Source organism: Actinomadura sp. WAC 06369 (assembly GCF_003947565.1).
GTDB lineage: Bacteria > Actinomycetota > Actinomycetes > Streptosporangiales > Streptosporangiaceae > Spirillospora > Spirillospora rifamycini.
In genome coordinates this window covers 1-25,734 of sequence record NZ_QHJN01000042.1, presented here as the reverse complement: position 1 = coordinate 25,734, position 25,734 = coordinate 1, and the positions used below count along the sequence as shown (strand labels likewise).

At 74.9% G+C, this 25,734-nt stretch carries 21 protein-coding genes and 1 tRNA gene; 10 read left to right on the top strand and 12 right to left on the bottom strand.

Going from position 1 to position 25,734, the window contains the following annotated elements; translation table 11 throughout:
* Window positions 1-93 precede the first annotated feature (93 nt).
* The 7 genes from DMH08_RS14105 to DMH08_RS14075 all read left to right on the top strand — a co-directional run bounded on the left by DMH08_RS14105 (window position 94) and on the right by DMH08_RS14075 (window position 8,056).
* Window positions 94-1,914: a methylmalonyl-CoA mutase subunit beta gene (locus tag DMH08_RS14105; RefSeq protein ID WP_026406222.1), complete on the top strand. Its 1,821-nt coding sequence runs from the start codon at window positions 94-96 to the stop codon at window positions 1,912-1,914.
* Window positions 1,914-4,145 carry a methylmalonyl-CoA mutase gene (scpA, locus tag DMH08_RS14100; protein WP_125614513.1) on the top strand — a complete coding sequence of 744 codons (2,232 nt, stop codon included), beginning with the start codon at window positions 1,914-1,916 and terminating at the stop codon, window positions 4,143-4,145. Before DMH08_RS14105 ends, scpA begins: the two co-directional genes overlap by 1 nt.
* Window positions 4,142-5,122, top strand: coding sequence for a methylmalonyl Co-A mutase-associated GTPase MeaB (gene meaB, locus DMH08_RS14095; RefSeq protein WP_125614509.1), 981 nt, complete (start codon window positions 4,142-4,144; stop codon window positions 5,120-5,122). Before scpA ends, meaB begins: the two co-directional genes overlap by 4 nt.
* Window positions 5,123-5,214: 92 nt before the next feature.
* Window positions 5,215-6,225, top strand: a complete 1,011-nt coding sequence (locus tag DMH08_RS14090; RefSeq protein WP_026406219.1) for a GNAT family N-acetyltransferase — start codon at window positions 5,215-5,217, stop codon at window positions 6,223-6,225.
* A gap of 95 nt (window positions 6,226-6,320) precedes the next feature.
* Window positions 6,321-6,392 (top strand) — tRNA-Asn (locus DMH08_RS14085).
* A gap of 24 nt (window positions 6,393-6,416) precedes the next feature.
* The gene (locus DMH08_RS14080; protein ID WP_026406218.1) at window positions 6,417-6,857 is read left to right on the top strand and encodes an HNH endonuclease; all 441 of its coding nucleotides are present in this window, start codon (window positions 6,417-6,419) and stop codon (window positions 6,855-6,857) included.
* A 161-nt stretch (window positions 6,858-7,018) separates the two neighbouring features.
* Window positions 7,019-8,056 carry a coiled-coil domain-containing protein gene (locus DMH08_RS14075; protein WP_125614506.1) on the top strand — a complete coding sequence of 346 codons (1,038 nt, stop codon included), beginning with the start codon at window positions 7,019-7,021 and terminating at the stop codon, window positions 8,054-8,056.
* A gap of 38 nt (window positions 8,057-8,094) precedes the next feature.
* On the opposite strand, the gene DMH08_RS14070 is transcribed toward DMH08_RS14075, so the two are convergent.
* Together DMH08_RS14070 and DMH08_RS14065 are read right to left on the bottom strand one after the other, a co-directional pair.
* A complete protein-coding gene (locus DMH08_RS14070) occupies window positions 8,095-9,144 on the bottom strand; it encodes a Gfo/Idh/MocA family oxidoreductase (protein ID WP_125614503.1) in 1,050 nt (349 codons plus the stop codon).
* Window positions 9,145-9,259: 115 nt separating this feature from the next.
* Window positions 9,260-10,054 (bottom strand): class II aldolase/adducin family protein, encoded by a 795-nt coding sequence (locus tag DMH08_RS14065; protein ID WP_034521876.1) that lies wholly within the window; start codon window positions 10,052-10,054, stop codon window positions 9,260-9,262.
* A 128-nt stretch (window positions 10,055-10,182) separates the two neighbouring features.
* Here DMH08_RS14065 and DMH08_RS14060 point away from each other — a divergent pair, with 128 nt between their 5' ends.
* Both DMH08_RS14060 and DMH08_RS14055 read left to right on the top strand, forming a co-directional pair.
* Window positions 10,183-11,319 carry a helix-turn-helix domain-containing protein gene (locus DMH08_RS14060; RefSeq protein WP_125614500.1) on the top strand — a complete coding sequence of 379 codons (1,137 nt, stop codon included), beginning with the start codon at window positions 10,183-10,185 and terminating at the stop codon, window positions 11,317-11,319.
* Window positions 11,320-11,433: 114 nt separating this feature from the next.
* Window positions 11,434-12,303, top strand: coding sequence for an LLM class flavin-dependent oxidoreductase (locus tag DMH08_RS14055; RefSeq protein WP_199747783.1), 870 nt, complete (start codon window positions 11,434-11,436; stop codon window positions 12,301-12,303).
* A 121-nt stretch (window positions 12,304-12,424) separates the two neighbouring features.
* Here the strand turns inward: DMH08_RS14055 and DMH08_RS14050 are convergent, their stop codons facing one another.
* The 10 genes from DMH08_RS14050 to aceA all read right to left on the bottom strand — a co-directional run bounded on the left by DMH08_RS14050 (window position 12,425) and on the right by aceA (window position 24,027).
* Entirely contained in the window at window positions 12,425-13,285 is an 861-nt protein-coding gene (locus DMH08_RS14050) for a helix-turn-helix domain-containing protein (RefSeq protein WP_125614497.1), read from the bottom strand.
* Window positions 13,286-13,347: 62 nt separating this feature from the next.
* A complete protein-coding gene (locus DMH08_RS14045; protein WP_026406212.1) occupies window positions 13,348-14,097 on the bottom strand; it encodes a hypothetical protein in 750 nt (249 codons plus the stop codon).
* A gap of 201 nt (window positions 14,098-14,298) precedes the next feature.
* The gene (locus DMH08_RS14040; RefSeq protein WP_233617582.1) at window positions 14,299-15,708 is read right to left on the bottom strand and encodes an aldehyde dehydrogenase family protein; all 1,410 of its coding nucleotides are present in this window, start codon (window positions 15,706-15,708) and stop codon (window positions 14,299-14,301) included.
* A gap of 138 nt (window positions 15,709-15,846) precedes the next feature.
* On the bottom strand, window positions 15,847-16,704 hold the full coding sequence (locus DMH08_RS14035) for a hypothetical protein (RefSeq protein WP_125614494.1): 858 nt from the start codon (window positions 16,702-16,704) through the stop codon (window positions 15,847-15,849).
* Window positions 16,705-16,708: 4 nt separating this feature from the next.
* Entirely contained in the window at window positions 16,709-17,332 is a 624-nt protein-coding gene (locus DMH08_RS14030) for a hypothetical protein (RefSeq protein WP_125614491.1), read from the bottom strand.
* An 88-nt stretch (window positions 17,333-17,420) separates the two neighbouring features.
* The gene (locus DMH08_RS14025; protein ID WP_125614488.1) at window positions 17,421-19,526 is read right to left on the bottom strand and encodes a DUF6077 domain-containing protein; all 2,106 of its coding nucleotides are present in this window, start codon (window positions 19,524-19,526) and stop codon (window positions 17,421-17,423) included.
* 266 nt (window positions 19,527-19,792) lie between these two features.
* Complete coding sequence (locus DMH08_RS14020; RefSeq protein WP_125614485.1) at window positions 19,793-20,860, bottom strand: ABC transporter ATP-binding protein; 1,068 nt, start codon at window positions 20,858-20,860, stop codon at window positions 19,793-19,795.
* Window positions 20,861-20,935: 75 nt separating this feature from the next.
* Window positions 20,936-21,721 carry an ABC transporter permease gene (locus tag DMH08_RS14015; protein WP_125614554.1) on the bottom strand — a complete coding sequence of 262 codons (786 nt, stop codon included), beginning with the start codon at window positions 21,719-21,721 and terminating at the stop codon, window positions 20,936-20,938.
* A 22-nt stretch (window positions 21,722-21,743) separates the two neighbouring features.
* Window positions 21,744-22,532 carry an ABC transporter permease gene (locus DMH08_RS14010; RefSeq protein WP_125614482.1) on the bottom strand — a complete coding sequence of 263 codons (789 nt, stop codon included), beginning with the start codon at window positions 22,530-22,532 and terminating at the stop codon, window positions 21,744-21,746.
* A 211-nt stretch (window positions 22,533-22,743) separates the two neighbouring features.
* Window positions 22,744-24,027, bottom strand: a complete 1,284-nt coding sequence (gene aceA / locus DMH08_RS14005) for an isocitrate lyase (protein WP_026406207.1) — start codon at window positions 24,025-24,027, stop codon at window positions 22,744-22,746.
* A 150-nt stretch (window positions 24,028-24,177) separates the two neighbouring features.
* Between aceA and DMH08_RS14000 the strand changes: the two genes are divergently transcribed.
* Window positions 24,178-25,611, top strand: a complete 1,434-nt coding sequence (locus DMH08_RS14000) for an XRE family transcriptional regulator (RefSeq protein WP_026406206.1) — start codon at window positions 24,178-24,180, stop codon at window positions 25,609-25,611.
* The last annotated feature ends 123 nt before the right edge of the window (window positions 25,612-25,734 follow it).

Here is a 25,734-nt window from a genome sequence, read left to right as displayed (position 1 = left end):
GCCGGGCGTCCGGCGCGCGCCCGCGGACGGGTCTCCCGGCCACCGGGACCCCGCCCGCGAACGCCCGGTATGCGCTCGCTTACCATCCAGGGCATGACGGTGCCGCCTGAAGAACTCGAACTGGCCGCCGCCTTCCCCCCGGCCGAGCGGGACCGGTGGCGGGAGATGGTGAAGGGGGTGCTGCGCAAGTCCGGCGCGGCGACCGACGACACGCCCCCTGAGGAGATCGAGGGTCTGCTGACCCGCGAGTCGTACGACGGCGTCCCGATCGGCGCCCTGTACACCGCCGAGGACGCCCCCGCCGGACGCCCGGGGCTCGCCCCGTACGTCCGCGAGGTGCGGCCCGACGGCGAGGGCCTCGCGGGCTGGGACGTACGGCAGCGGCACGACCACCCCGACCCGGCGGTCACCCGGGAGGCGATCCTCGCCGACCTGGAGAACGGCGCGACCTCGATCTGGCTGCGGCTCGGCGAGGCGGGCCCGCCCGTCGCCGCGCTGCCCGAGGCGCTGCGCGGCGTCCTGCTCGGGCTCGCGCCCGTCGTGCTGGACGCGGGGGAGCAGGCAGCCGACGCCGCCGAGGCGTTCCTCGCGCTGGCGGCGGAGCGCGGCGACGCCGACGCCGTCGCCGGGAACCTCGGGCTCGACCCGCTCGGCCTCGCCGCCCGCACCGGCACGGCCCGGCCGCTCGGCGCCGCCGCCGCGCTCGCCGCCCGCTGCGCCCGCGAGTTCCCGCGGCTGCGCGCGGTCGTCGCCGACGGCACCCCGTACCACGACGCGGGCGGCTCGGACGCCGAGGAGCTGGGCGCCGCCGTCGCCGCCGGAGTCGCCTACCTGCGGGCCCTCACCGACGCCGGGCTCGGCGTGGACGAGGCGTTCGCGCAGATCGAGTTCCGGCTCGCCGCCAACGCCGACCAGTTCTCCTCCATCGCCAAGCTCCGCGCCGCGCGCCGCCTGTGGACCCGCGTCGCCGAGGCGAGCGGCGCGGCGGAGGGGACGTCCGCGCGGATCCACGCGGTGACGTCCGCGGCGATGATGACGCGCCGCGACCCGTGGGTGAACATGCTGCGCACCACCGTCGCCGCGTTCGCCGCCGGGGTCGGCGGCGCCGACGCCGTCACGGTCCTGCCGTTCGACGCGCGCCTCGGCCTGCCGGACGACTTCGCCCGGCGCATCGCCCGCAACACGCAGACGCTGCTGCTGGAGGAGTCGAGCCTGGCCCGCGTCGTCGACCCGGCGGGCGGCTCCTGGTACGCCGAGCGCCTCACCGAGGACATCGCGCAGGCCGCCTGGGACCGCTTCACCGAGATCGAGCGGGCCGGCGGCCTCGCCGCCGCCCTCGAGTCCGGGCTCGTCGCCGGCCGCATCGCCGCGACGTGGGAGCGGCGCCGCAAGGACATCGCCCGGCGCACCGCGCCGCTCACCGGCGTCAGCGAGTTCCCGAACCTCGCCGAGCGGCTCCCCGAGCGGGAGCCCGCGCCGGCCCGTCCCGGCGGCGGGCTGCCCGTCGTGACGTACGCGCAGGACTTCGAGGCCCTCCGCGACCGCTCCGACGCGCACGCCGACGCGACCGGCGCCCGTCCCGCGGTGTTCCTCGCGACGCTCGGGCCGGTCGCCGTCCACACCGCCCGCGCGTCCTTCGCCGCGAACCTGTTCCAGGCCGGCGGCGTCGAGACCGTGGCCGGGCCGCCCGAGGAGTTCGCCGCGTCCGGCGCGCCGGTCGCGTGCGTCTGCTCCAGCGACAAGGTGTACGCCGAGCGGGCCGCGGACGCCGCCCGCACGCTGAGGGACGCGGGCGCGAAGCGGGTCTGGCTCGCGGGCAAGGGAACGTACGAGGGCGTGGACGCCAACGTGTTCGCCGGATGCGACGCGGTCGAGGTGCTGGAGACGACCCTCCACGATCTGGGAGTGAAGTGATGATCCCCGACTTCAGCGACATCGAGCTCGGGACGCCGCCGCCCGCGGCCGGCGCCGCCGCGCGGTGGCGCGCGGCCGTCGCCGAGGCCACCGGCAAGGAGCCCGAGGCGCAGACGTGGGACACCCCGGAGGGCGTCGACGTCCTGCCGCTCTACACCGCGGACGACCTCGGCGGCGTCGACTTCCTGGGCACCCTCCCCGGCATCGCGCCGTACCTGCGCGGCCCCTACCCCGCCATGTACGCGACGCAGCCGTGGACGATCCGCCAGTACGCCGGGTTCTCCACCGCGGAGGAGTCCAACGCCTTCTACCGGCGCAACCTCGCCGCGGGGCAGAAGGGCCTGTCGGTCGCGTTCGACCTCGCCACCCACCGCGGCTACGACTCCGACCACCCGCGCGTGGCCGGGGACGTCGGCATGGCCGGGGTCGCGATCGACTCGATCTACGACATGCGGCAGCTCTTCGACGGCATCCCGCTCGACCGGATGAGCGTGTCGATGACGATGAACGGCGCCGTGCTGCCGGTGCTGGCGCTCTACATCGCCGCGGCCGAGGAGCAGGGGGTGAAGCCGGAGGCCCTCGCGGGGACCATCCAGAACGACATCCTCAAGGAGTTCATGGTCCGCAACACCTACATCTACCCGCCGCAGCCGTCGATGCGGATCATCTCCGACATCTTCGAGTACACCTCGCAGCGGATGCCGAAGTACAACTCGATCTCGATCTCCGGCTACCACATCCAGGAGGCCGGGGCCACGGCCGACCTGGAGCTCGCCTACACCCTCGCGGACGGCGTCGAGTACATCCGCGCCGGGCGCGAGGCGGGCCTCGACATCGACGCGTTCGCGCCGCGGCTGTCGTTCTTCTGGGCGATCGGCATGAACTTCTTCATGGAGGTCGCGAAGCTCCGCGCCGCGCGGCTGCTGTGGGCGAAGCTCGTCAAGGGCTTCGATCCGAAGAACCCGAAGTCGCTGTCGCTGCGGACGCACTCCCAGACGTCCGGCTGGTCGCTGACCGCGCAGGACGTCTACAACAACGTCGCCCGCACCTGCATCGAGGCGATGGCCGCCACGCAGGGCCACACCCAGTCGCTGCACACCAACGCGCTGGACGAGGCCCTCGCGCTGCCGACCGACTTCTCCGCCCGCATCGCCCGCAACACGCAGCTGCTGCTGCAGCAGGAGTCCGGCACGACCCGCGCCATCGACCCCTGGGGCGGCAGCGCCTACGTCGAGCGGCTCACCTACGACCTCGCCCGCCGCGCCTGGGGCCACATCGCCGAGGTCGAAGAGGCCGGCGGCATGGCGAAGGCGATCGACGAGGGGCTGCCGAAGCTGCGCATCGAGGAGGCCGCGGCCCGCACGCAGGCCCGCATCGACTCCGGGCGGCAGCCCGTCATCGGCGTCAACAAGTACCGCGCGGACGCCGAGGAGCAGATCGAGGTCCTCAAGGTCGACAACGCGTCCGTCCGGGCGCAGCAGCTCGACAAGCTGCGGCGGCTCCGCGAGGAGCGGGACGACGCCGCGGTCGGGTCGGCCCTCGCGGCGCTGACCGCCGCCGCCGACGCGGCGACGAACGGGAACCGCCCGTCCGGGCTGGAGCACAACCTGCTCACCCTCGCGATCGACGCCGCCCGCGCCAAGGCGACCGTCGGCGAGATCTCCGACGCCCTGGAGCGGGCGTGGGGGCGGCACGCCGCGCAGATCCGTACGATCTCCGGTGTGTACCGCGACGAGGCAGGGCCCGCCGAGGGCATCGAGCGGGCGCGCGCCGCGACCGCCGCGTTCGAGGAGGCCGAGGGGCGCCGCCCGCGCATCCTGGTCGCCAAGATGGGGCAGGACGGCCACGACCGCGGCCAGAAGGTGATCGCGACCGGGTTCGCCGACCTCGGCTTCGACGTCGACGTGGGCCCGCTGTTCCAGACCCCCGCCGAGGTCGCCCGGCAGGCGGTGGAGGCCGACGTGCACATCGTCGGCGTCAACTCGCTCGCGGCCGGCCACCTCACGCTGGTGCCCGCGCTGCGCGAGGAGCTGGCCGCGCTCGGCGCCGAGGACGTCATGATCGTCGTCGGCGGGGTGATCCCGCCGCAGGACTTCGACGAGCTGCGCGCCGCCGGAGCGTCCGCGATCTTCCCGCCGGGGACCGTCCTCGCCGACGCCGCGCAGGGCCTGCTGGACGAGCTGGCGGCGCGGCTGGGCCACGAGAAGGCGGGGGAGAACGGCGACCGGTGAGGCCCCTGGAGGACTACGTCGCCGGGGTGCGGGACGGCTCGCGCGCGTGGATCGCGCGGGCCATCACGCTCGTCGAGTCGGCCCGCCCCGACCACCGCGCGCTCGCGCAGCGGCTGCTGGTGGAGCTGACCCCGCACGCCGGCGGCGCCCGGCGCGTCGGCATCACCGGCGTGCCGGGGGTCGGCAAGTCCACGTTCATCGACGCGCTCGGCACCCTGCTCACCGGGCGCGGGCACCGGGTCGCCGTACTGGCCGTCGACCCGTCGTCCACCCGGACCGGCGGCAGCATCCTCGGTGACAAGACCCGCATGCAGCGGCTCTCCGCCGACGAGAACGCCTTCATCCGGCCGTCGCCGACCGCCGGCACGCTCGGCGGCGTCGCCAAGGCCACCCGCGAGGCGATGGTCGTGATGGAGGCCGCCGGGTACGACGTCGTCCTCGTGGAGACGGTGGGGGTCGGGCAGTCCGAGACGGCCGTGTCTGCGATGGTCGACGCGTTCCTGTTCCTGACGCTCGCCCGCACCGGCGACCAGCTCCAGGGCATCAAGAAGGGCGTCCTCGAACTGGCCGACGTCATCGCGGTGAACAAGGCCGACGGCGACCACAAGATCGAGGCGAAGCGGGCCGCGCGGGAGCTGTCGGGCGCCCTGCGGATGCTGCGCGGCGACGAGCACGCCCGCGACATCCCCGTCCTCACCTGCAGCGCCCGCGAAGGCACCGGCCTCGAGCGGGTGTGGGACGAGATCACCGCCCATCAGGACGCCCTCCGCGAGAGCGGCGAACTGGACGCCCGGCGGCGCCGCCAACTCGTCGGCTGGGCGTGGGCGATGGTCCGCGACCGGCTCCTCGCCGACCTGCACGCCGATCCGGACGTCCGCACAATCGCCCCCGAGGTGGAGCGGGAGGTCGCGGACGGCGCGCTCACCCCCGCGCTGGCCGCCGACCGCATCCTGGAGGCGTTCGCGCGGGGCCGCTGAGGTCCGGCCGCCGGGGACCGCGCGTGCGTCCGAAACCACGCGTTGTCACGAGGGCCCGGGTCCGGCGGGCTCCGATCCGGTACAACAGTCGGATGGACGTCATCGCGCTCGACGACCCGACGGACGCGCAGATCAGGCAGTGGCACGGGGTGCTGGCCGCCGTGCACGCCGACGATCCGGCGGCCGAGCCCGCGCCCGAGCCCGCCCACACGGCCGCGCGGCTGCTGGGCGGCGTCCCCGCGGGCCGGCAGCGGCTCTGGGCGGTGCCCGCCGGGGACCCCGCGGCCGGCGGCGGCCCGGACGGCGGCCTCGCCGCCGTGGCCGCCCTGCTGCTGCCCGGCGATCCGGGGACCGGACGGCCGGGAGAGATCGACATCCGGGTGCGGCCCGAGCACCGCCGCCGCGGCCTCGGCCGGCGGCTGCTGCGGGCGGCCGCCGCGGGCCTGCGCGCCGACGGCCGCACCAGCGTGATCGCGCAGGTGCTCGCGGGCACCCCGGCCGTCCCGTTCCTGGAGTCGCACGGCTTCGAGTGCGTGCTGACGCTGCGCGGCATGGTGCTCGACCTCGACGGGCTCCCGGCGGAGCGCGTCGCCCGCCTGGTCGCGGACGGGCCCCCGGGGTACCGGCTCGTCCGCTGGCGCGGCGTCGTCCCGGACGGGCGGGCCGCCGCGCTCGCCCGCGCCAAGACCGCGATGGCCGACCTCGCCGAGTACGAGGGCGCCCCCTGGGACGCCGCACGCGTCCGCGAGATGGCCGAACTGGTCGCCAAGCGCGGCGACGACCTGTACACCGTCGCGGCCCTCACCGGCGACGGCGCGTCGATCGCGGGCTTCACCGAGACGGTCGTCCCGGCCGGGGCGGCGGGCCGCGCCATGCAGTACGACACCGCGGTGGTGCCCGAGCACCGCGGCCGCCGGATCGGCATCTGGGTGAAGGCGGAGATGCTGCGCTGGCTCGCCGCCGAGCGTCCCGAGGTCCGCGAGATCGAGACCGACAACGCCGGCGACAACGTCCACATGATCGCGGTGAACGAGGAACTGGGGTTCCGGGTGGAGCGCGAGTCCATGGAGTACCAGGCCGCGGCGGCCGACCTCCCGTCCTGAACGGCCGGAAAATGCGTTGCCCGCCCCGCCGGGAATCGGCAGGCTGATAGCGGCTTCCGGGAAATACCCGGAAGTCAGCAGAATTGCCGGACCTTTTCCTCGTAGTTCAACGGCAGAACGCCGCACCGTTAATGCGGATGCTCCAGGTTCGAATCCTGGCGGGGAAGCGGCAGGGGCAGGGGAGGTGTCGCATGCACGTGCTCGTCCTGAACGCGACGTACGAGCCGTTACAGAAGGTCGACCTGCGGCACGCCATCCGCATGCTGGTGCGCGAGGTGGCGGTCGTCGAGGAGGTCGAGGAGGGCCGGACGATCGGCGCGTTCCCCGTCCCGCGCGTCCTGCGCCTCGTCCGGTACGTCGCGATGCGCTGGCGCCACGGCCGCCGCCCGCCGTGGAGCAAGCGCGGCGTCCACCTGCGCGATCGCGGCCGCTGCGCGTACTGCGGGCGCCGCGGCGACACCGTCGACCACGTCCACCCGCAGTCGCGCGGCGGCGGGGACACGTGGGAGAACACCGTCCTGGCGTGTGGGAAGTGCAACAACCGCAAGGGGAACCGGACGCCGGCCGAGGCCGGCCTCCGGCTGCGCGGCACCCCCCGCGTGCCGCGCTGGGAGGAGCTCATGGGCCTGTGACGCCGGGCTTCCCGCTCCGGGCCGGGGCCGCGCGCCCCGGCCCGCACCCCGGATACCGTACACCTTTCGTTACGCTATGTAATTTTCACATCAACTGAGACGAAATGGTCGTATGTGGTAGCGTGCCGCCAATCTTGAGGCGTGTTATCTAGGAGTGATCTGTGGCGGCCCTCGTTCCCTCCGGCGGCACGGAGCGTCCTGCCGGCGGACGCCCGACGGCTCGGCGCGCGCGGACCGGCGCGCTGGCGCTCGCGCTCGCGCTGGGCGTGACGGCCGTCCCGTCCGCCCGCGCCGCCGCCGTCCCCCGCGCCCCCAAGGATCCGGCGGCCAAGTACGCCGAGCTGAAGAAGCGCGCCGACAAGCTCTCCAAGGAGTACCGCGGCGGGCTGGTCACCCTCGAAGACGCCGAGAAGGGCGCCGAGAAGGCCCGCTCGGCCGCCGAGCGCGCCTCCGGCGACTACGACCGGGCCCGCTCGTCCGTCGCGGCGATCGCCTCCACCGCCTACATGACCGGGCGCTACGAGTCGATCCCGATCGTCACCGACGGCGATCCGCAGGCCGCGCTGCGCGCCGCGAGCGGCCTCGAGCACATCAGCCGCAACAACGGCCGCCGCGTCCAGGCGCTGCGGGCGCTGGACGCGCAGGCCGAGCAGGCCCGCGAGAAGGCGGAGGCGAAGCTCGAGAAGGTCGAGAAGGAGATCGAGAAGCTCGAGAGCCAGCGCGAGCGCGTCAAGAAGCTGCTCGCGAAGTACAAGCCCGAGACGCCCACCGCGTCGGCATCGTCGGGCTCCGGTTCCGGGTCGGCCCGGCCGGACGGGGCGTCCGGCACCAAGTCGCCCGTCACCGGCAACTCGATGACCGCGCGCATGCGCACCGTCCTCCAGGAGGTCGACGGCAAGTTCGGGCCGTTCCCCACGATCGGCTGCATGCGCCCCGGCGACCCGCAGGACCACGGGTCCGGGCACGCCTGCGACTTCATGGAGAGCACCGGCGGCCAGATGCCGAGTTCGTCGGCCAGCGCCCACGGCGACCAGGTCGCCCAGTACCTCATCGACAACGCGAGCCGTCTCGGCATCAAGTACATCATCTGGAAGCAGCGCATCTGGGACTCGCGCAGCGGCGGCGGCTGGAGCCAGATGGAAGACCGCGGCAGCGTCACCCAGAACCACTACGACCACGTCCACGTCTCCGTCCTGTGACGCCGGACGCGCCGTGACGGCCGTGCCCGGGGACGCGCTCAGTCCAGCGGCACCGTCGCGCGGTCGCGGGCGGACAGCAGCGCCGCCTCGATGACCTCCAGGCCGGTGATCGCGTCGGCGAGGTCGACCGGCGGGGGAGCACCGTCCCGCAGCGTGCGCGCCACGGCGGCGTAGAAGTCGTGGTAGGCGCCCGGCGCGGTCGGCTCGGGCCGCTCGTCGCCCGGGACGCCGACGCGGCCGTACGACTCGGGCGGGGCGATGCCGTAGCCCGGATCGTTCGGGACGAGCCCGGCGCGGAGCGCGTCCTCCTGCACGTCCATGCCGTGGACGGTGTACGCGGCGCGCGACCCGAGGACGCGGAACCGCGGGCCGAGCTGCGCGGCGGTCGCGCTCGCCCACAGGTGCGACCGGGTGCCGCCGCGGTACTCGAGGGCGACGAACACGTCGTCGGGGGCCGTCGCGCCGCTCCGCCGGACGTCGATCTCCGCGTGCACCCGGACCGGGCGCCCGAACAGCGCGACCGCCTGGTCGATCAGGTGCGAGCCCAGGTCGTACAGGATGCCGCCGGCGTCCCGCGGGTCGGCGCTCTCCTTCCACCCGGGCTTGATCGTCGGCCGCCACCGCTCGAACCGCGACTCGAAGCGCAGCACGTCGCCCAGCGCTCCCGACCCGACGAGGCGCTGCGCGGTCAGGAAGTCGCCGTCCCAGCGGCGGTTGTGGAACGGGACGACCGGCAGGCCCCGGACGGCGCTGAGCGCGGCGAGGGAGCGGGCGTCGGCGGCGGTGGCCGCCGCCGGCTTGTCCACGACGACCGGGACGCCCGACGTCAGCGCCGTCCGGGCGAGGGCGACGTGGTACCGGTTTGGCGCCGCGACCACCACCAGGTCGTAGGCCCCCGACACCTCCCACAGCCGGTCGGCGTGGTCGAGGACCCGCGCGTCCGGGTACCGCTCCTCGACGGCCTTGCGCCGCTCGGGGTCCCCGGTCACGACCGCCGCCAGGCGCATCCCGGGGACGGACGAGATGAGCGGGGCGTGGAAGACCGCGCCCCCGGTGCCGTATCCAATCAAGGCAACACGCAGGTCCATGCCACGATCATGGCCGATGCCGCCCGGGCCGACCGGCGGCGGGGTGGGCCCTGGCCTGCGGCGCACGGCATTCCGCCCGCGCACCGGACGCGGCGAGGACCCCCCCGGGGCGGCGTCAGTCGAACAGGTCGGGCTGCTCGCGGGTGATCTGGTCGTACAGCGGCTGGTAGTTGATCCAGCCGACCAGGTCGTTGCCGATCTGCTCGTGGGTGAGGACGGCGTTGTCGTGCTCGATCGGGACGACCGGGCCCGCGGCCTGCGCGAGCAGCTGCACCTGGCAGGACCGCTCCATCGTGATGAACCACCAGGCGGCGGCGTCCACGGTGTCGCCGACCGTCAGCAGGCCGTGGTTGCGCAGGATGACGGCCTTGTGCCCGCCGAGGGCGGCGGCGATCCGCTTGCCCTCCTCCAGGTCGGTGACGACGCCGGTGTAGTCGTCGAACAGGCCGTGGTCCTGGTAGAACGCGCACACGTCCTGCGTGATCGGCTCCAGCTTGCGGCCGAGCGCCGACATCGCCCGCCCGTACGTCGAGTGGCTGTGCGCGGCGGCCACCACGTCCGGCCGGGCCTGGTGCACCTGCGAGTGGATCGCGAACGCCGCCTCGTTCACCGGGTAGCGGCCCTCGACGACCTTGCCCTCGTGGTTCACCAGGATCAGGTCGCTGACCTTGATGTGCTTGAAGGACATCCCGAACGGGTTCACCCAGAAGTGGTCGGTGCGCTCGGGGTCGCGCGCGGTGATGTGCCCGGCCACGCCCTCCTCGAAGCCGAACTTGCCGAAGATCCGCAGCGCGGCGGCCAGCCGCTCCTTGCGGTGCCGGCGCTCGTCCTCGACGCTGTCGAAGTTCGGCGGCAGCCGGAAGATCAGGTCGGTCGGCAGCTTCTCCAGGAACTCTTCGTCCTCGGCCATCGGTCGCTCCTCGGGTGCTCGGCTGCCTCCACCGAACACCACCCGGCCGCCGTCCGGCTAGATCCGCGCCGCCCAACCCCGGTGCGCCCGGTTGTCCGGCGGGGACAACGAGGCCGCACAATGGCGGCATGGAGCCACGAGAGGGCGACCGGTTCCTGCGGCTGCTGGTCGAGCGCAGCGCGGACCCGGCGGTGCTGGACGCGACGGTCCGCGCCGCCCGCACCCGTTCGGAGCTCGTCGCGGCGCTGCCGGAGGAGGAGACGCGGCGGCACACCGCCGCGCTCGTCCGGGGCGTCCTCGCCGCGCTCGAGGAGGGCGGTCCGGGGCCGGAGGTGCTCGCGGCGGCGGAGCGGCTCGGCTCCGACCGCGCCCGCCAGGGGGTGCCGGTCGCCGCGTTCCTGGACGGCTTCCAGGCGGGCCGCGCCCACCTCGTCCGGACGCTCATCGCCGACGGCCGCCGCCTCGGCGTCCCCGACGCGCAGCTCCTCGACGGGGTCAGCCGCATCGACGAAATCACCACCGCGCTCGTTCACCGGATGGTGCACGCGCACCGGGTGGCCGAGCTGGAGGCGGCCCGCACCGCCCGGGAGAGCACCCTGCAGACGCTCCGGCAGCTGCTGCACGGCGAACCGGTCGCCGTGCCCGCCCCGCTGGACGCCCGCGCCGCCTACCACTGCGTCGTGTCCGACGTCAGCGACCCGGCGGTCGCGGCGCGGCTGGAGGCCCGCCTGACGGCGGCCGGGCCGGGCCTGTGCGGGCTCGTCGACGGCCGCTTCGCCGCCCTCGTCGCCCGGCTGCCCGACCCGCCGCCCGCCGGGCCGCTGCTGGTGGCCGCGCCGCCCGCCCGTCCCGGCGGCGTCGCGCCGCTGTACGCGCTCGGACGCCGGGCGCTGCGGGCGGGCGCCGCCGCGGGCCTGACCGGGCTGCGCGACCTCGCCGACCTGGCCCTCGCCACGGTCACCGACGCCGAACCCGAGCTGGGCGGGCTGCTGGCGACCGCGCTCCTGCACGGGCTGGACCCCGGCGACCCGTTCCACCGGGGGCTCGCCGAGACCGCCCTCGCCTACCTCGACCACGGCGGCCGCATCGAACCGACGGCCGCGTCGCTGCACGTCCACGGCAACACGGTCAAGTACCGGGTGCGGCGGCTGCAGGAGCTGACGGGACGCCCGCTGCTCGACCCGTCCGACGGCGCGGCGGTCGCCCGGACCGCGCACCTGTGGTGGGCGCTGCGCCGCTGGCTGGCCGACGCCCGCGCCCGCTGACCCGCGCCCGCCGACCCGGGCCGGTCCGCCGCCGGACGGGCGGGGTGCCGGTTCGTGATCTCATGGGTGCGGCGCTCCGCGGCGGGGCGCCCGCGGCGAACGGAAGGAGAGCCGGTGAGCGGACCTCGGATCGGCACGGTGGTGTGGCCCATGCGGTCCTGGCCGGAGGCGGGGGAGACGTGGCGGCGCGCCGAGGAACTGGGGTTCCACCACGCCTGGGTGTACGACCACCTCGCCTGGCGCGGCGCGACGCCCTGGTACGACGCCTACACCACGCTCGCCGCCGCGGCCGCCGTGACGTCCCGGGTGCGCCTCGGGACGATGGTGACGTCGCCGAACTTCCGCCACCCGGTGCCCACCGCACACGCGATCAAGACGATCGACCACGTGAGCGGCGGGCGGCTCACCGTCGGGATCGGGTCGGGCGGGACGAACCGGACGTCGGACGCGGGCGTCCTCGGCGGCCCCGAGTGGACGCGCGCCGAACGCGCCGCCCGGTTCGCCGAATGGGTCGGGCTGCTGGACCGGCTCCTGCGCGGACCCGAGACCACCGTCGAGGGCGAGTACTACTCGTCCCGCGAGGTCGTGACGGAGCCCGGATGCGTGCAGCGGCCGCGCGTCCCGTTCCTGATCGCGGCGGACGGGCCGCGCGGGATGCGCGTGGCGGCCCGGCACGGCGCCGGATGGGTCACCACCGCCGTCGCCCCGGGCCGCGCGCCGGACGAGGTCGTCCGGTCCCGGCTGGACGCGCTGGGCGCCGCGTGCGAGGCGGAAGGGCGGGAGGCGCGCGACCGCGTCCTGCTGACGGGATTCACCGACGAGCCGTGGCTGGAGTCGCCGCAGGCGTTCGCCGACCTGGCGGGGCGGTACGCCGAACTCGGCGTCACCGACATCGTGCTGCACTGGCCCAGGCCCGGAACGCGGTGGGACGCCGACATGGCCGTGTTCGAGGCAATCGCCGCCGAGCACGGAACCGGCGGCTGAGGAGCCCCGAAACCGCGGCGCAAGGCACGCCCGGCGCCCGCGGCGCGGCGAACGCGCCGAGAGCGGCGCGGTGGTGGAGTTCGGTTCGTGCGCGGCGGGGCTCGGTTCGCGCCCGGTGGCGTCAAGGTGGGCTGGGGGCGTCGCCGCTTGTGAGGAGTTGCGGTTCGGCGCCCTCGGCGCGGAGGGTGGTCGGGGTGCAGCCGGCGAGCGTCCGGAACTCGCGGTTGAGGTGCGCCTGGTCGTAGTAGCCGCAGGCGGACGCGGTGGCGGCCAGGTCGCCGCCGCGCGCCAGCATCCCGACGGCGCGCTCGAACCGCAGCACCCGGCCCATGACCTTGGGCGGGAGCCCGGCCTGCTCGCGGAACCGGTGCGTCAGGTGCTTGCGGCTCCAGCCGACGTCGGCGGCGAGTTCGGCGACGCCGGCGGTGCCGCCGCTGCGCAGGAGCAGGTCCCACGCGCGCCGCACCTCCGGATCGGGGACGGGCCCGGTCTCGAGGCGGCGCAGCAGGTAGGCGTCGAGCAGGTCGAACCGGTCGCCCCAGCCGGGCGTCCCGGCGAGCCGGCCGGTGAGGGCGGCGGCGCTCGGGCCGAGCAGGTCGGGCAGGTCGGCGGCCGAGTTGGCCAGCCGCGCCATCGGCACGCCGAGCAGCGTGTAGGCGCCGAGCGGCGTGAGGTCGAGCTGGACGCCGAGCTGCCCGCCCGGGTGCTCGTACAGGCCGGGGCCGTCGTACATCCCCGCGGCGAACGAGCCGAAGTCGCGGTTCCCACCGGACGGGTCGGGGGTCCGCAGGAACATCGGGGGGCCCAGATTGATGATCACGACGACGGTGCGGGTCGGCAGGGTGCGCATCCGGGAGGGGAGGGCCTCCGTCTCCCAGTAGCCCGCGTAGGAGCGCAGGAACGGGCGGAGGGCCGGGTGCGGGCGCCCCGCGGCCAGGCACCAGCCGCCCCGGTCGGAGATCGCGACCGGCCTCTCGCTCATGCCTCCACTACTACCACCCGGGACCGACGGTCCCCGGCCGCGCGGCCCGCCGGACCGGGGCGCTACTCGTACACCTGCCCGCACACGGCGATCCGGGCCAGCTCGGCCCAGCTCATCGCGCGGATCTCCCGGACGTAGGACCGGACGGCCGGGGCGCCGGGCGCGGCCGGCAGCGGCACCCGCGCCCCGTCCGCGGCGTCCCAGCCGCCGAGGCTCCCGGCGACCGCGCACTCCAGGTAGGTCGCCGGGTCGAAGTTGTACCAGCGGGCGGGCGTCGCGCGGGCCCCGGAACCCGGCGGGCGAGGCGCGTCCACGCCGAACCGGGCCCGCGGGCCGGGCGGGGCGGCGAGGAAGTCCTCCAGGTCGGCGACCTGCGAGAGGACGACCCGTTCCCAGTCGGCGTACCCGCCGGGCTCGGGACCCGGGAGCGCGAGGTCCCGGGCGCTCCACGCGGGGTCGAACGGGGCGGGCGGCACGGTCGCGGCGGCGGAGAACATCGCCGCGACGTCGTCGGGCTCCAGGTCCGTCCGGTCGCGGAGCGGGACGCTCACCTTCCACAGGGCGCGCAGGAACGCCGACAGCGACCAGGACGCCGCCCGCGCCTCCTGCCCGAGGTGCAGGAACACCAGGTACAGGTCCCGGTTCGTCCGGACGACCGGGCTCGCCGGGCCGTCGACCCAGTACGTCTGCTTGTGCCGGACGCCGCTTTCCATCGCCAGCACGTGGGCGAGCGCGGAGATCCGGGAGTCGTGCGCCGCCATGTGGACCCGGTTGCCGTTGTCGTCCTGGCGCATGACGTCCCACGTGTGCATTCGTCCTCCGCGGTCGGCTGTGCTGCTCGGCCCCCGTTGATCAAGTGTCGGTGGCCGGCCCCCGGACCGCCAGTAGCGGACATATCACTTTCCGGACTCGAAGTCGTGACCTTCCGCGCAAGCGGCGCGGACCGGGCCCGCACCCCGTCCGCCCGGCGCCGCCGCCCGCGGCGCGGCGGCGGGCGGCGGCGGGTCGGCCGGTCAGAGCTTCGAGCGGTGCACCACCTGGAGCTCGGTGAACGCCTGGAGGCCCCACGTCCCGTTCTCGACGCCGAGGCCGCTCCACTTGAACCCGCCGAACGGCTGGTTCGGCGCGAGCGCGAGGTGGGTGTTGACCCAGGCGGTGCCGCACTCCAGGCGTCCCGCGACCTCGGCGGCGCGGTCGGCGTCGGCGCTCCACACCGAGCCGGACAGGCCGAAGTGCGTGCCGTTGGCGCGGTCGACCGCCTCGTCCAGGTCGCTGTAGCGGATCACCGGCAGCGCGGGGCCGAACTGCTCCTCGTCCACGATCCTGGTGCCGTCGGAGACGTCGGCGAGGATCGTCGGCTGGAAGAAGTAGCCCGGCCCGTCGATCGGCGCGCCGCCCGCCGCGGCGCGGGCGCCCCCGGCGATGGCGTCGGCGACCAGCTCCCCGACCCGCTCGAACTGCGGCTTGTTGTTGATGGGCCCGTACTGGACGCCCTCCTGCGTGCCGGGTCCCACCTTGGCGGCCTTCGCGCGCTCGGCGAGGGCGTCCACGACGTCGTCGTACAGCGCGTCCGGCGCGTACACCCGCTTGATCGCCGAGCAGACCTGGCCGTTGTTCTGGAAGGCGCCGCCGAACAGCCGGTCGGCGACCGCGGCCGGGTCGGCGTCGTCCAGCAGGATCGCCGGGTCGTTGCCGCCCAGCTCCAGCGTCACCCGCTTGAGGTCGGGCGCGGCCGCCGCGGCGACCCGCTTGCCGGTGGCGACGCTGCCGGTGAAGCTGATCTTGCGGGGGACGTCGTGCGCGGTCATCCAGGCGCCCAGCTCGTCGCCGCCGGTCACCACGTTGAGCACGCCGGGCGGCAGGACGTCGCGCAGCGCCGCGCCGAGCTTCAGGCTGGACAGCGGGGTGAACGGCGACGGCTTGAGGACCATCGTGTTGCCCGCCAGCAGCGCGGGCGCGATCTTCCAGGTCGCCAGCAGCAGCGGGAAGTTCCACGGGGTGATCGCCGCGACCACGCCCATCGGCCGCCGCAGCACCTCGACGCGCGCGTTGTCGTCGTCCTGGATCACCTCGACGGGCAGTTCCAGGTCCGCGAAGTACTTGAGCCAGACGCCCGCCCCGACGACCTCCATCGTCGCGTCGGCGAGCGGCTTGCCCTGCTCCAGCGTGATGACGCGGCCGATCTCCTCGGACTTGGCGAACATCAGGTCGGCGGCGGCCCGCAGCGCCTCCCGCCGGACGGACTCGTCCCGGCGCCACTCGGCGTACGCGGCCCGCGCCGAGTCCATCGCCGCGTCCAGCTGCTCCCGGGACGCGTCGGGGGCCTGCTCCGCCACCTCGCCCGTGGCGGGGTCGATCACGCCGAAGGTGGCGGGCGCGTCCACCGCCCGGCCGTCGATGGTCATCGAGAACTCGTCGGACACCGTTGATCCTCCACTCCCGGGGCTAACCGAACGGGATTCAGTATTCACCGTGGGGCGGTGCTTTGACGAGGCGCCTCGCGGACCGAAAGCGGCGGGCGCCCCGTGGGAGCACGGGGCGCCCGCCGGTGCGGGGGGCGGTCAGAGCCCGGCGACGCGGTCGAGAAGGTCGCGGTAGGCGCGCAGGGCGAGCCGCAGCCGCTCGGTGTCGGGCCCGCCGGCGTCCGCGTCCGGACCCGTGCCTGTGCCGAGGCCGCCGGCGAGGGCCTCGCGGCGGCCGGCCAGCGCGCGGGCGAGAGCGTCGGCGGCCTCGGTCACGAGGCCGTCCGCGTCCCGGACGGCCGTGCGCGGGTCGTCGACGAACGCCGCCTGGAGCTCCCGGAAGCGGGCGCGGAGCCGGTCGGCCTCCGCCGGCTCCAGCAGCCGGTCGGGCGCGGGCGCCCCCGCGGCCCCCTCCGGCCCGCCGGACTTCTCGAGGCCGCGCCCCGCGTCCGCCCCCGCCTCGGCCGCCCCGCCGGCGAACCGACCGTGCGTCCCGCCGGTGGTGCCGGCGGGGGATCGGCCGGGCGCGTCGCCGGGCGACCGGCCGGGCGCCCCGCCGGGAGACCCGCTGGGGGTGCCGCCGGTGGACCGGCCGGGCGCCCCGCCGGGGGATTGGCCGGGTGTGCGGCCGGGCGCGCCGCCGGGAGATCCGGCGGGTGTGCCGCCGGGCCCGGGCGTGCCGCCGGGGGATCGGCCTGGTGACGCGTCCGGCGCGGTTCCGGGCCGGGCATCGGGCCTGGTGTCCGGGCCGGCGGCGGTCCCGCCGTCGCGGGGCGCGCCGGCGGGCCGGGGCGGCGCGGGCCGTGCGGCCTCGGCCGGCCGGGCCGGGGTGGAACGCGGGCCCGCGACGTGCGTGTCGCCCGCCACGCCCGGATCGGCCGTGCCGGCGGCGCGGGCGCGCTCGTCCTCGGTGACCGGCCCGCCCGGGGCCGGAGCGTCGGATCGCCTGTGCACCATCGGGTCACCTCCTCGCGTCTCGGGCAGGACCGGCGGCCGGTTCCGCGACCGCCTCCCCGGCGGGCGCCGCGGGGGCGGCACGGCGGTCCTCGCCGGGCGCCCTCAGCAGGTCCTCGAACAGGGCGCGGTAGTGCACCATCGCCTGGCGCAGCTCCTCGGTCGACGCCTCGCCTGCCGCGGCCTTCCCGCCGATGGTGTGCGCGCTGCGGTAGTGGTCCAGCGTCCGGGCGTGCTCCACCGACAGGTGGGCGATCTGGTCCTCGAAACCGCGCGTCGGGTAGCCGCGCTCGCCCATCACCACCCGGACGAGATCGTCGGCCTCCTCGACGGCCTGGACGGGCGCGTCCACGAACCGCTCCTGGACGCCGACCCACCGCGCGCGGAACTCCTCGCGGCGCTGCGGCTCGAGCTCGCGCAGCTCCAGCTCGCGGTGCTTGCGCTCGCGGCCGAGCAGGTCCTCCTCGGCGGCCGCCCGGCCGCCGTGGCGCTGCACGGCCCGGTCGTACTCGGGGCCGAAGCGCCGCCGCAGCCGCCGGGTGCGCGCCCGGGTCCGGCCCAGGAACGCGACCGCGGCGACCGCGGCGGCGACGATGATCACGGCGATGACGACCATCACCACGGTCGACATGTCATCCTCCAACGTGCGTCGGATCGAACGACACGCCGATGCCCGGGTAAAGGGCGGTCAAACGGGCGAAGCAGGTGGTCGGCCCTTACTACCGGCCGCCACCTGGGAAAACGCACGCAAGCGAGCCGATGCGCCGCGCGCCGCCGTACCCGGCGGCTTGCAGGAGGTGCAGGCCGCGCCCGTCCCGCCGGTACGCGCACGCCACCCGGACGTCCAGGCGCCGCAGCGCCCCCGCGACCTCCGCCGGGGCGGGCTTCTCGCTCCGCGCCGACCGGACGGCCGCCGACAGCAGCTCCCGGTCGTGGATCGCCCGTTCCGGCGCGGGCAGCATCGACAGGTAGTGCGAGTTCGGGTTCACCGCGTGCGTCTCGGTGGTCAGCAGTGGGACGAGCCGCATGTAGCGGCCCGGCATCAGCACGATCCCGCCCGGCCCGGCCGCCTCGACGACCTCGCGCGCCGTCCCCAGATGGGCCGGGTACGCCTTCCAGGACGGCCGGTCCGCGAGCACCGACCCGTTCGACTCCGCCCAGACCGGGGTTCCGCCCACGACGATCGCGGCGGCCAGGACGGCCGCGGGCGCGCCGGCCGCGGCGGCCCGCGCGCCCCGGCCGGAGATCCGCGGGCGCACCGCGCCGGGGAGCCGCACGGCGGCGAGCAGGCCGATCAGCGCGGGCGCGGGCACCAGCCACATCGTCCGCCACAGCACCTGCCCGGCGCCGGTGACGTCGGCGGCGAGCGCCAGCACCCCCGGCAGGATCAGCAGCGTCAGCAGCGCGGCGGCGCCCCCGCAGATCAGCGCGGGCACGCCGGGCCGGACCGTCCACGGCCCGAGCCACAGCGCGCACCCGGCCAGCACCCCCAGGGCGGCGTACAGCAGGACGGCCCGGTAACTGGCCGGGGCGTCGTGGACGGTGCCGTGCACCGACACGCTGTCGTACAGCAGGATGACCGCGAGGCCGGCCGCGACCGGGTACGCCATCGCCGCGCACGCCGCCAGGCCCGTCCGGACCCGTCCGGCGACGACGAGCGGCGCGGCCGCCGCGAGCACGACCAGCGACACCACGAACGCGGCCGTCGAGGTCAGCCCCACCGCCGCGACGCCGGCGGCGCCCAGCAGCACGAGGTCGCGCCGGGTGCGCCGCTCCGCCCAGTGCGTCAGATAGGCGAACAGCAGCGGGACGAGCAGCGACACCAGCACCGCCTTGCCCTGCCACATCCGCAGCAGGTGGAACGAGCCGAGCGACGCCGGGCTCAGGCCCGTCCACAGCAGGTAGACGACGCCGACGGCGAGGCAGAGCGCGGCGCGGCGCGGCGCCCATGCCCGCACGAGGCGCCACAGCGCCCAGACCGCCAGGAACGTGACCGCCGGCAGCAGCACGTACCAGACGAACGACGCGCCGGGCACGCCGAGGATCCGTGCGAGCGCTCCCGCGAACACCTCGATCGACGACACCGGGGGCTCCCCGGCGATCGGGTCGGTGGCACCCCGGGTGAAGATGACGTCGTTCATGGGGATGCGGCCCGTCTCGGCCGTCGCCACCGACCGGGACACGAAGTAGGCGTCGTCCCCGTCGGAGTTGAGGACGAACAGCGACGCGACCGCGAGCCCGGCCCCGGTGAGCAGCGCGAGCGGCGTGCCCCACCGGGCGGCCTCCTCATCGCCGCGGTCCCCGGCTTCGCCGCGTGCCCCGTCCCCGCGGGGCCGCCCGCCGCCGTCCCCGTCCGCGCCCTCGGCCCGCTCGGCGGGGCGGCGCAGCAGCGCCGCCGCGGTCGCCGCGACGCTGACCGCGCCCGCCGCCCACGTGCACCACCACGGGACGCCCTCCCCGTGCAGGCCCGCGCTCGTCCCCGCCGCCACCGCGGCCGCGACGGCGACGCCCGCCAGGACCCGGTGCACGGCCGCCGCCGCGACGCGGTCGTCCCACAGCGGGCGTCCCGCCGGGAGGCGGAACCACACGGCGGTCCCGGCCGCCGACACCGTCGCCCAGCACGCCAGCATCGCCCAGGTCGGCGGCTGGAGCGCCAGGCACACGTGGTAGACGACGGTCCACGCCGCGAACGCGAGCACCGCCGCGTCGACGAGCCCGTCCACGGCCCGCGTGACCCGTGTCCACGCGCCCGGTCTCCGGCCCCCGGCCGCGCCGCGGCCGTCCCCGGTCCCCGGTCCGGCCACGCGGTCCCTCACCTCGGTCATCCCTTGTCCCCGATCCGTGCGTACCTCCGGTGCCGGGTCGGCACCGGGCCGCTTCCGCGATGCTTCAGAGACGCGGGTGCGGGGCCCGAAGTTGTCCGCGCCGACGATCTTGGCGGATTCCGGTCTGTTTCCGTTCCCGCGACCGTCCGCTCCATGCGCGGGCGGACACGCCGCGTCTCCCGCTAGTACTTGCCCGAAGGCCCGTCCGCGTTTCAGGGGGCGTTGGTTTCGACGGATGTACGAACCCGGTGGGGACCGGGCGCGGGTCACTCGGCGGCGAGCGCCTCGGCGGATCCGACGGCGCCGGACGCCCCGGGCTCCGCGGCCCCCGGAGCGCCGTAGGCGTGCTCCCCCCGGTACAGGCCCGCCAGGACGTCCTCGATGCCGGCCTCCCGCAGCGCGATGTCGCGGACGTCGTGGTCGTGCGCGATCGCGGCGACGACCGCCGCCGCGTTGGCCGACCGGGGCAGCCGCAGCCACTGCCGGGGACCTTCGGTCCGCTCGGCCGCGACCCGCTCGGGCCCGGCGCCGTCCACCGTGATCGGCGGGCCGGGCCGGGCCAGCTCGACGACCAGCATCCGGTCGGCGTCCACGGTCCGGCGCAGCTCGCCGAGACCGCCGTCGAACGCCAGCCGCCCCCGGTCGATGATCATGACGCGGCGGCAGAGCCGCTCGATGTCGCCGAGGTCGTGCGTGGTCAGCAGGACCGTGGTGCCGCGCTCGGCGTTCGTCCGGGCCAGGAACTCCCGGACGGTGGTCTTGCTGACGACGTCGAGGCCGATCGTCGGCTCGTCCAGGACGAGCAGTTCCGGATCGTGCAGCAGCGCCGCGGCCAGGTCGCCCCGCATCCGCTGGCCCAGGCTGAGCTGCCGCACCGGCGTGTCGAGGAACGGGCCGAGCTCCAGCAGCCCCGTCAGCTCCGCGAGCCGGGTCCGGTGGGCTTCCGGCTCGACCCCGTAGAGCCTCCGGACGAGCGCCAGGCTGTCGCGCAGCGGCAGGTCCCACCACAGGGTGGTGCGCTGCCCGAACACCACCCCGATCCGGCGGGCGAGGGCCGTGCGCCGCCGCGACGGGTCCAGCCCGCACACGCGCAGCGTCCCGGACGAGGCCGTCAGGATGCCCGTCAGCATCTTGATCGTCGTGGACTTCCCCGCGCCGTTCGGGCCGAGGTACCCGACGAACTCGCCCCGCCCGACGGTGAACGACACGTCGTCCACCGCCCGCACCGCCGTGCGGACGCGCCGGCGGCGGCCGTCGCGCCGCGCGCGCACCGTGAACGCCTTGCCGACCCGCTCGGCGACGATCATCGCGTCGCCCTCTTCGTCCCCGCCCATCCCGTTGCTCCCTCCGTCGTCTCGCCCGGTCGTTCCGTTCGTTCGTTCCGCTCGGCGGGCCCGGCCCCCCGGCGCCTAGCTGCCCGTCGACCGGTAGCGCCGCAGCCCCGCCCGCCACGCGAGCGCCGCCGCCGCGCACACCGCGAGGGCGACGGCGGGCGACGCGAACCGCGCCGCGTCCGGCAGCCCCAGCGGATCGGGGCGGTCCAGGACGTACAGCGCGGGCTGCCAGTTCACGAACGCGAGCGGCACGACGAACGTCGCCCCGCGCACGAGGTCGCGGGCGAACATCGTCGGCGGGTACTGCGTCAGGAACGCGCCCCCGTAGGTGATCGCCTTGGTGGCCCCGTGGCTCTCGACGAGGAAGAACTGCGCCGCCCCCACGACCACCCACAGTCCCGCGAAGATCGCCGCGCCTGCCGCGATCATCAGCGGGACCATCGCCGCGCGGCCGGGCGTCCAGTCCGCCTCCAGCCGCGGCAGCGCGAACGCCAGGACGAGCAGGGCCGGGACGAGCTTGCCGACGCGGCGGGGCGCGAACTCCTCGGTCGCGACCTGCACCAGCGGGCTCACGGGACGCACGAGCATCGCGTCCAGCGTCCCGTTCCGCACGTGCTCGCCGAGCCGGTCGGCGGTGCCGAGGACGCAGTCCGACAGCGCGAACGCCAGCGCGGACGTCCCGTACAGGAACAGGACCTCCTCCGCGCGGAACCCCGCGATGCTCTCGGCGTGCGCGAACAGCAGCACGATCGCGAGCGCGTCCAGCCCGGTGATGGCCGCCGTCGCGACCACCATCAGGACGAGCGACACCGGGTACTGCGCCGCGGCCCGGACCCACGTCCACGCCAGCAGCGCGTACATGCGCGCCTCGCGCGTCACCGGATCAGCCACCGTGCACCACCAGCTTCCGCCGCGCCGCCCGGGTGAGCAGCGCCCCGCCCGCGAGCAGCAGCGCAGCCCAGCCCGCCTGGAACGCCAGCGCGGCCGGGACGTCCGCGCCGAGGCCGCGGCCCAGCCACACGTCGGCCGGCACCTGGATCAGCGCCGACCACGGCATCGCCGCCGCGACGTCGCCGAACGCGCCGGGGAACGCCACCAGCGGCAGGATCATCCCGGAGAAGAACAGCGACATCACCACCGCGACCGTGCTCAGCCCGCGGTCGTCGTGCAGCCAGAACGTCCCCAGCGCCACCAGGTAGCGCAGCGCGAACCCGACGAGGAACGCCAGGACGAGCGACACCGCGAACGCCGCCGACGCGGCCGGGCCCGGCCACCGGAACGGGAACACCAGCGCCCCCGCCAGCAGCGGCGGCCCGCCGCGCAGGAGGAGCGCGGCCGCCGCGCGGCCCAGGTCGTCCGCGAGCCACCACGCCTGGAGGCCCACCGGACGGTGCAGGTCGATCGCCACGTCGCCGTCCCGGATCCGCCGGCTCAACTCCATCCCGCCGAAGATCTGGACGGGGCCGATGAGCGCCTGGGTGAGGAAGCAGAAGGTGACGGCGTCGGCCGCGTCGTAGCCGCCGAGGCCCGGCCGCGCGTCCCACAGCGCCAGCAGGACGTACGCGCGGATGAAGCCGAAGACCGTGTTGGTGACCGCTTCCGCTGCGGATGCGAGCGGATACGCGGTGTGACGGCGGTAGCCGTACAAGCAGACCCAGGGGAGAACGCCCACTTGCCGAGAGCCTAGAGGTCGCGAAACGCCGGGGCCACAGGTTTCGCGAGGACGGGCCGGAACGGGCGGCGCGCCGGGTCCGGGGACGGCCGGGCCGCGTACGCGGCCCGGCCCGTGGTGCCGTCGAGAATGTCCCGGGACACGGAAAGGCCCCCGCGGGTGTAGGGACGCGGGGGCCTTCCGTGGGGGAGGAAGGTTCAGCCGGCGAGGATCAGTGGAACTGGCCCTCTTCCGTGGAGCCCTTCAGGGCGGTGGTCGACGAGTCCGGCGCGATCGCGGTGCTGACCATGTCGAAGTAGCCGGTGCCGGCCTCGCGCTGGTGCTTGACCGCGGAGAAGCCCTTCTCCGTCGCGGCGAACTCGCGCTCCTGCAGGTCGACGTAGGCCGTCATGCCCTCGCGGGCGTAGCCGTGCGCCAGGTCGAACATGCCGTAGTTGAGCGCGTGGAAGCCCGCCAGGGTGATGAACTGGAACTTGAACCCCATGTGGCCGAGCTCGCGCTGGAACTTGGCGATGGTGGAGTCGTCCAGGTGCGCCTTCCAGTTGAAGGAGGGCGAGCAGTTGTAGGCGAGCATCTGGTCCGGGTACTCGGCCTTGACCGCCTCGGCGAACTTGCGGGCCTGCTCCAGGTCCGGGGTGCCGGTCTCCATCCAGATGAGGTCGGAGTACGGCGCGTAAGCCTTGGCGCGGGCGATGCAGGGCTCGATGCCGTTGCGGACCCGGTAGAAGCCCTCGGCGGTGCGCTCGCCGGTGATGAACTCGCGGTCGCGCTCGTCCACGTCCGTCGTGATCAGGGTCGCGGCCTCGGCGTCGGTCCGCGCGATGATCAGCGAGGGAACGTTGGAGATGTCGGCCGCGAGACGGGCCGTGTTCAGGGTCTTGATGTGCTGCGAGGTCGGGATGAGGACCTTGCCGCCGAGGTGGCCGCACTTCTTCTCGGAGGCGAGCTGGTCCTCCCAGTGCACGCCCGCGGCGCCCGCGGCGATCATGCCCTTCATCAGCTCGAAGGCGTTCAGGACGCCGCCGAAGCCGGCCTCGGCGTCGGCCACGATCGGGGCGAGGTAGTGGGTGTCGCCCTCGCCCTCGGCCCACTGGACCTGGTCGGCGCGCAGCAGCGCGTTGTTGATGCGGCGCACGACGGCCGGAACCGAGTTCGCCGGGTAGATGCTCTGGTCCGGGTAGGTCTGGCCCGCCAGGTTGGCGTCCGCCGCGACCTGCCAGCCGGACAGGTAGATGGCCTTCAGGCCGGCCTTCACCTGCTGGACGGCCTGCATGCCGGTGAGCGCGCCGAGCGAGTGGACGTAGTCCTCCTCGTGCAGCAGCTTCCACAGGCGCTCCGCGCCGAGGCGCGCGAGCGTGTGCTCCTCCTGGACCGACCCGCGGATTCGGACGACGTCCTCGGCCGTGTAGGTCCGCTCGACGCCCTTCCAGCGGGCGTCGGTCTCCCACTGACGCCGCAGCTCCTCGGCTGCGCCCTTGAGGCGACTGTCGCTCATTGTTCTGCCCTTCCGTGTCGTCCCCTGGGTGCTTGGAGACGACTATGCCCCGGTTCGCCGGGCTTAATGAACTCGTGAGTAACAGAAGAACTGCGAAATTTCCGCTAATATGAAGCCGTGACGACCTTGCAGCCAGAAGAACCCCTCAACTTGACGAGCGACGTAGACCTCGTCACCTTCGGGCAGCGGCTCCGCCACCTGCGGCGCGCCCGCGGCATGACCCTCGCCGACCTCGGCGAGCGCGTCGGACGCGCCCCCTCCCAGCTCTCCCTGCTGGAGAACGGGCGGCGCGAGCCCAAGCTGTCGCTGCTTCAGGCGCTCGCCGCCGCGCTGGAATGCCCCGTCGAGGAGCTCCTGCGCCGCCAGCCGCCGAGCCGCCGCGCCCAGCTCGAGATCGCCCTGGAGGAGGCGCAGCGCGACCCCCTCTACCGGACGCTCGGCCTGTCGCACCTCAAGGTCGGCAAGCGCATGCCGAACGAGGTCATCGAGCACATCCTCGCCCTCTACGGGGAGCTGAAGCGCAGCCGCACCAAGCCCACCGCGAGCCCGGAGGAGGCCCGCAAGGCCAACGCGGAGCTGCGCCGCCAGATGCACGAGCGGGGCAACCACTTCCCCGGCATCGAGAAGATCGCCGCGCAGACGCTCGACGCCGTCGGGTACCGGGGCCGCGCCGTCTCGCAGGGCACCCTCATGTCGCTGGTCGGGCACTTCGGCTTCAGCCTGCAGTACGTGCAGGACCTGCCGCGCTCGGTCCGGTCCGTCACCGACCTGCGCCACCGCCGCATCTACCTCGAGCGCGAGCAGCTCGGCATGCACACCCCCCGGACGATCCTGCTGCAGACCCTCGGACACATCGCCCTCGACCACGACCAGCCCCGCGACTTCGCCGACTTCCTGCGGCAGCGCGTCGAGGCCAACTACTTCGGCGCCGCGATCCTGATGCCCGAGCGCAGCGTCGTCCCGTTCCTGCAGGAGGCCAAGGCCGCCCGGGAGCTCTCCGTCGAGGACCTCGCCGACGTCTTCTCCGTCTCCTACGAGATGGCCGCGCACCGCTTCACCAACATCGCGACCCACCACCTGGGCCTCCAGCTGCACTTCACCAAGAACGACGAGAGCGGCACGATCTACAAGGCGTACGCCAACGACGGGCTGGAGTTCCCGCAGGACGAGGACGGCGCGATCGAGGGCCAGCGGATGTGCCGCCAGTGGGCGGGCCGCCACGTGTTCGGCGCCGAGGACCGCTTCTCCGTCTACTACCAGTACACCGACACCCCGAACGGGACGTACTGGTGCCTGTCGCACATCGACCCCAGCCACGAGCGCGACTTCGCGATCACGCTCGGCGTCCGCTTCGAGGACTCCCGCTGGTTCCGCGGCCGGGAGACGACCCGCCGGGTCAAGTCGGCCTGCCCGGACGGCGACTGCTGCCAGCGCCCGCCCAAGGCCCTCGCCGACCGGTGGGAGGGCATGGCCTGGCCGTCCGCCCGCGCGCACTCGCACGTCCTGTCCGTCCTCCCGCCCGGCGCCTTCCCCGGCGTGGACGACCGCGACGTCTACGAGTTCCTCGACCGCCACACCGACTGACAGTGATGATGTAGGTGAGCGCCTCCCACCGGGGTCTGACCCACCGCCTGACTGACCTTCGGGTCCTTAACGGGATCTGTCGGCTCCGGCGGGAGGCGCTCGTGTGCACTCACTGGTTGTGGC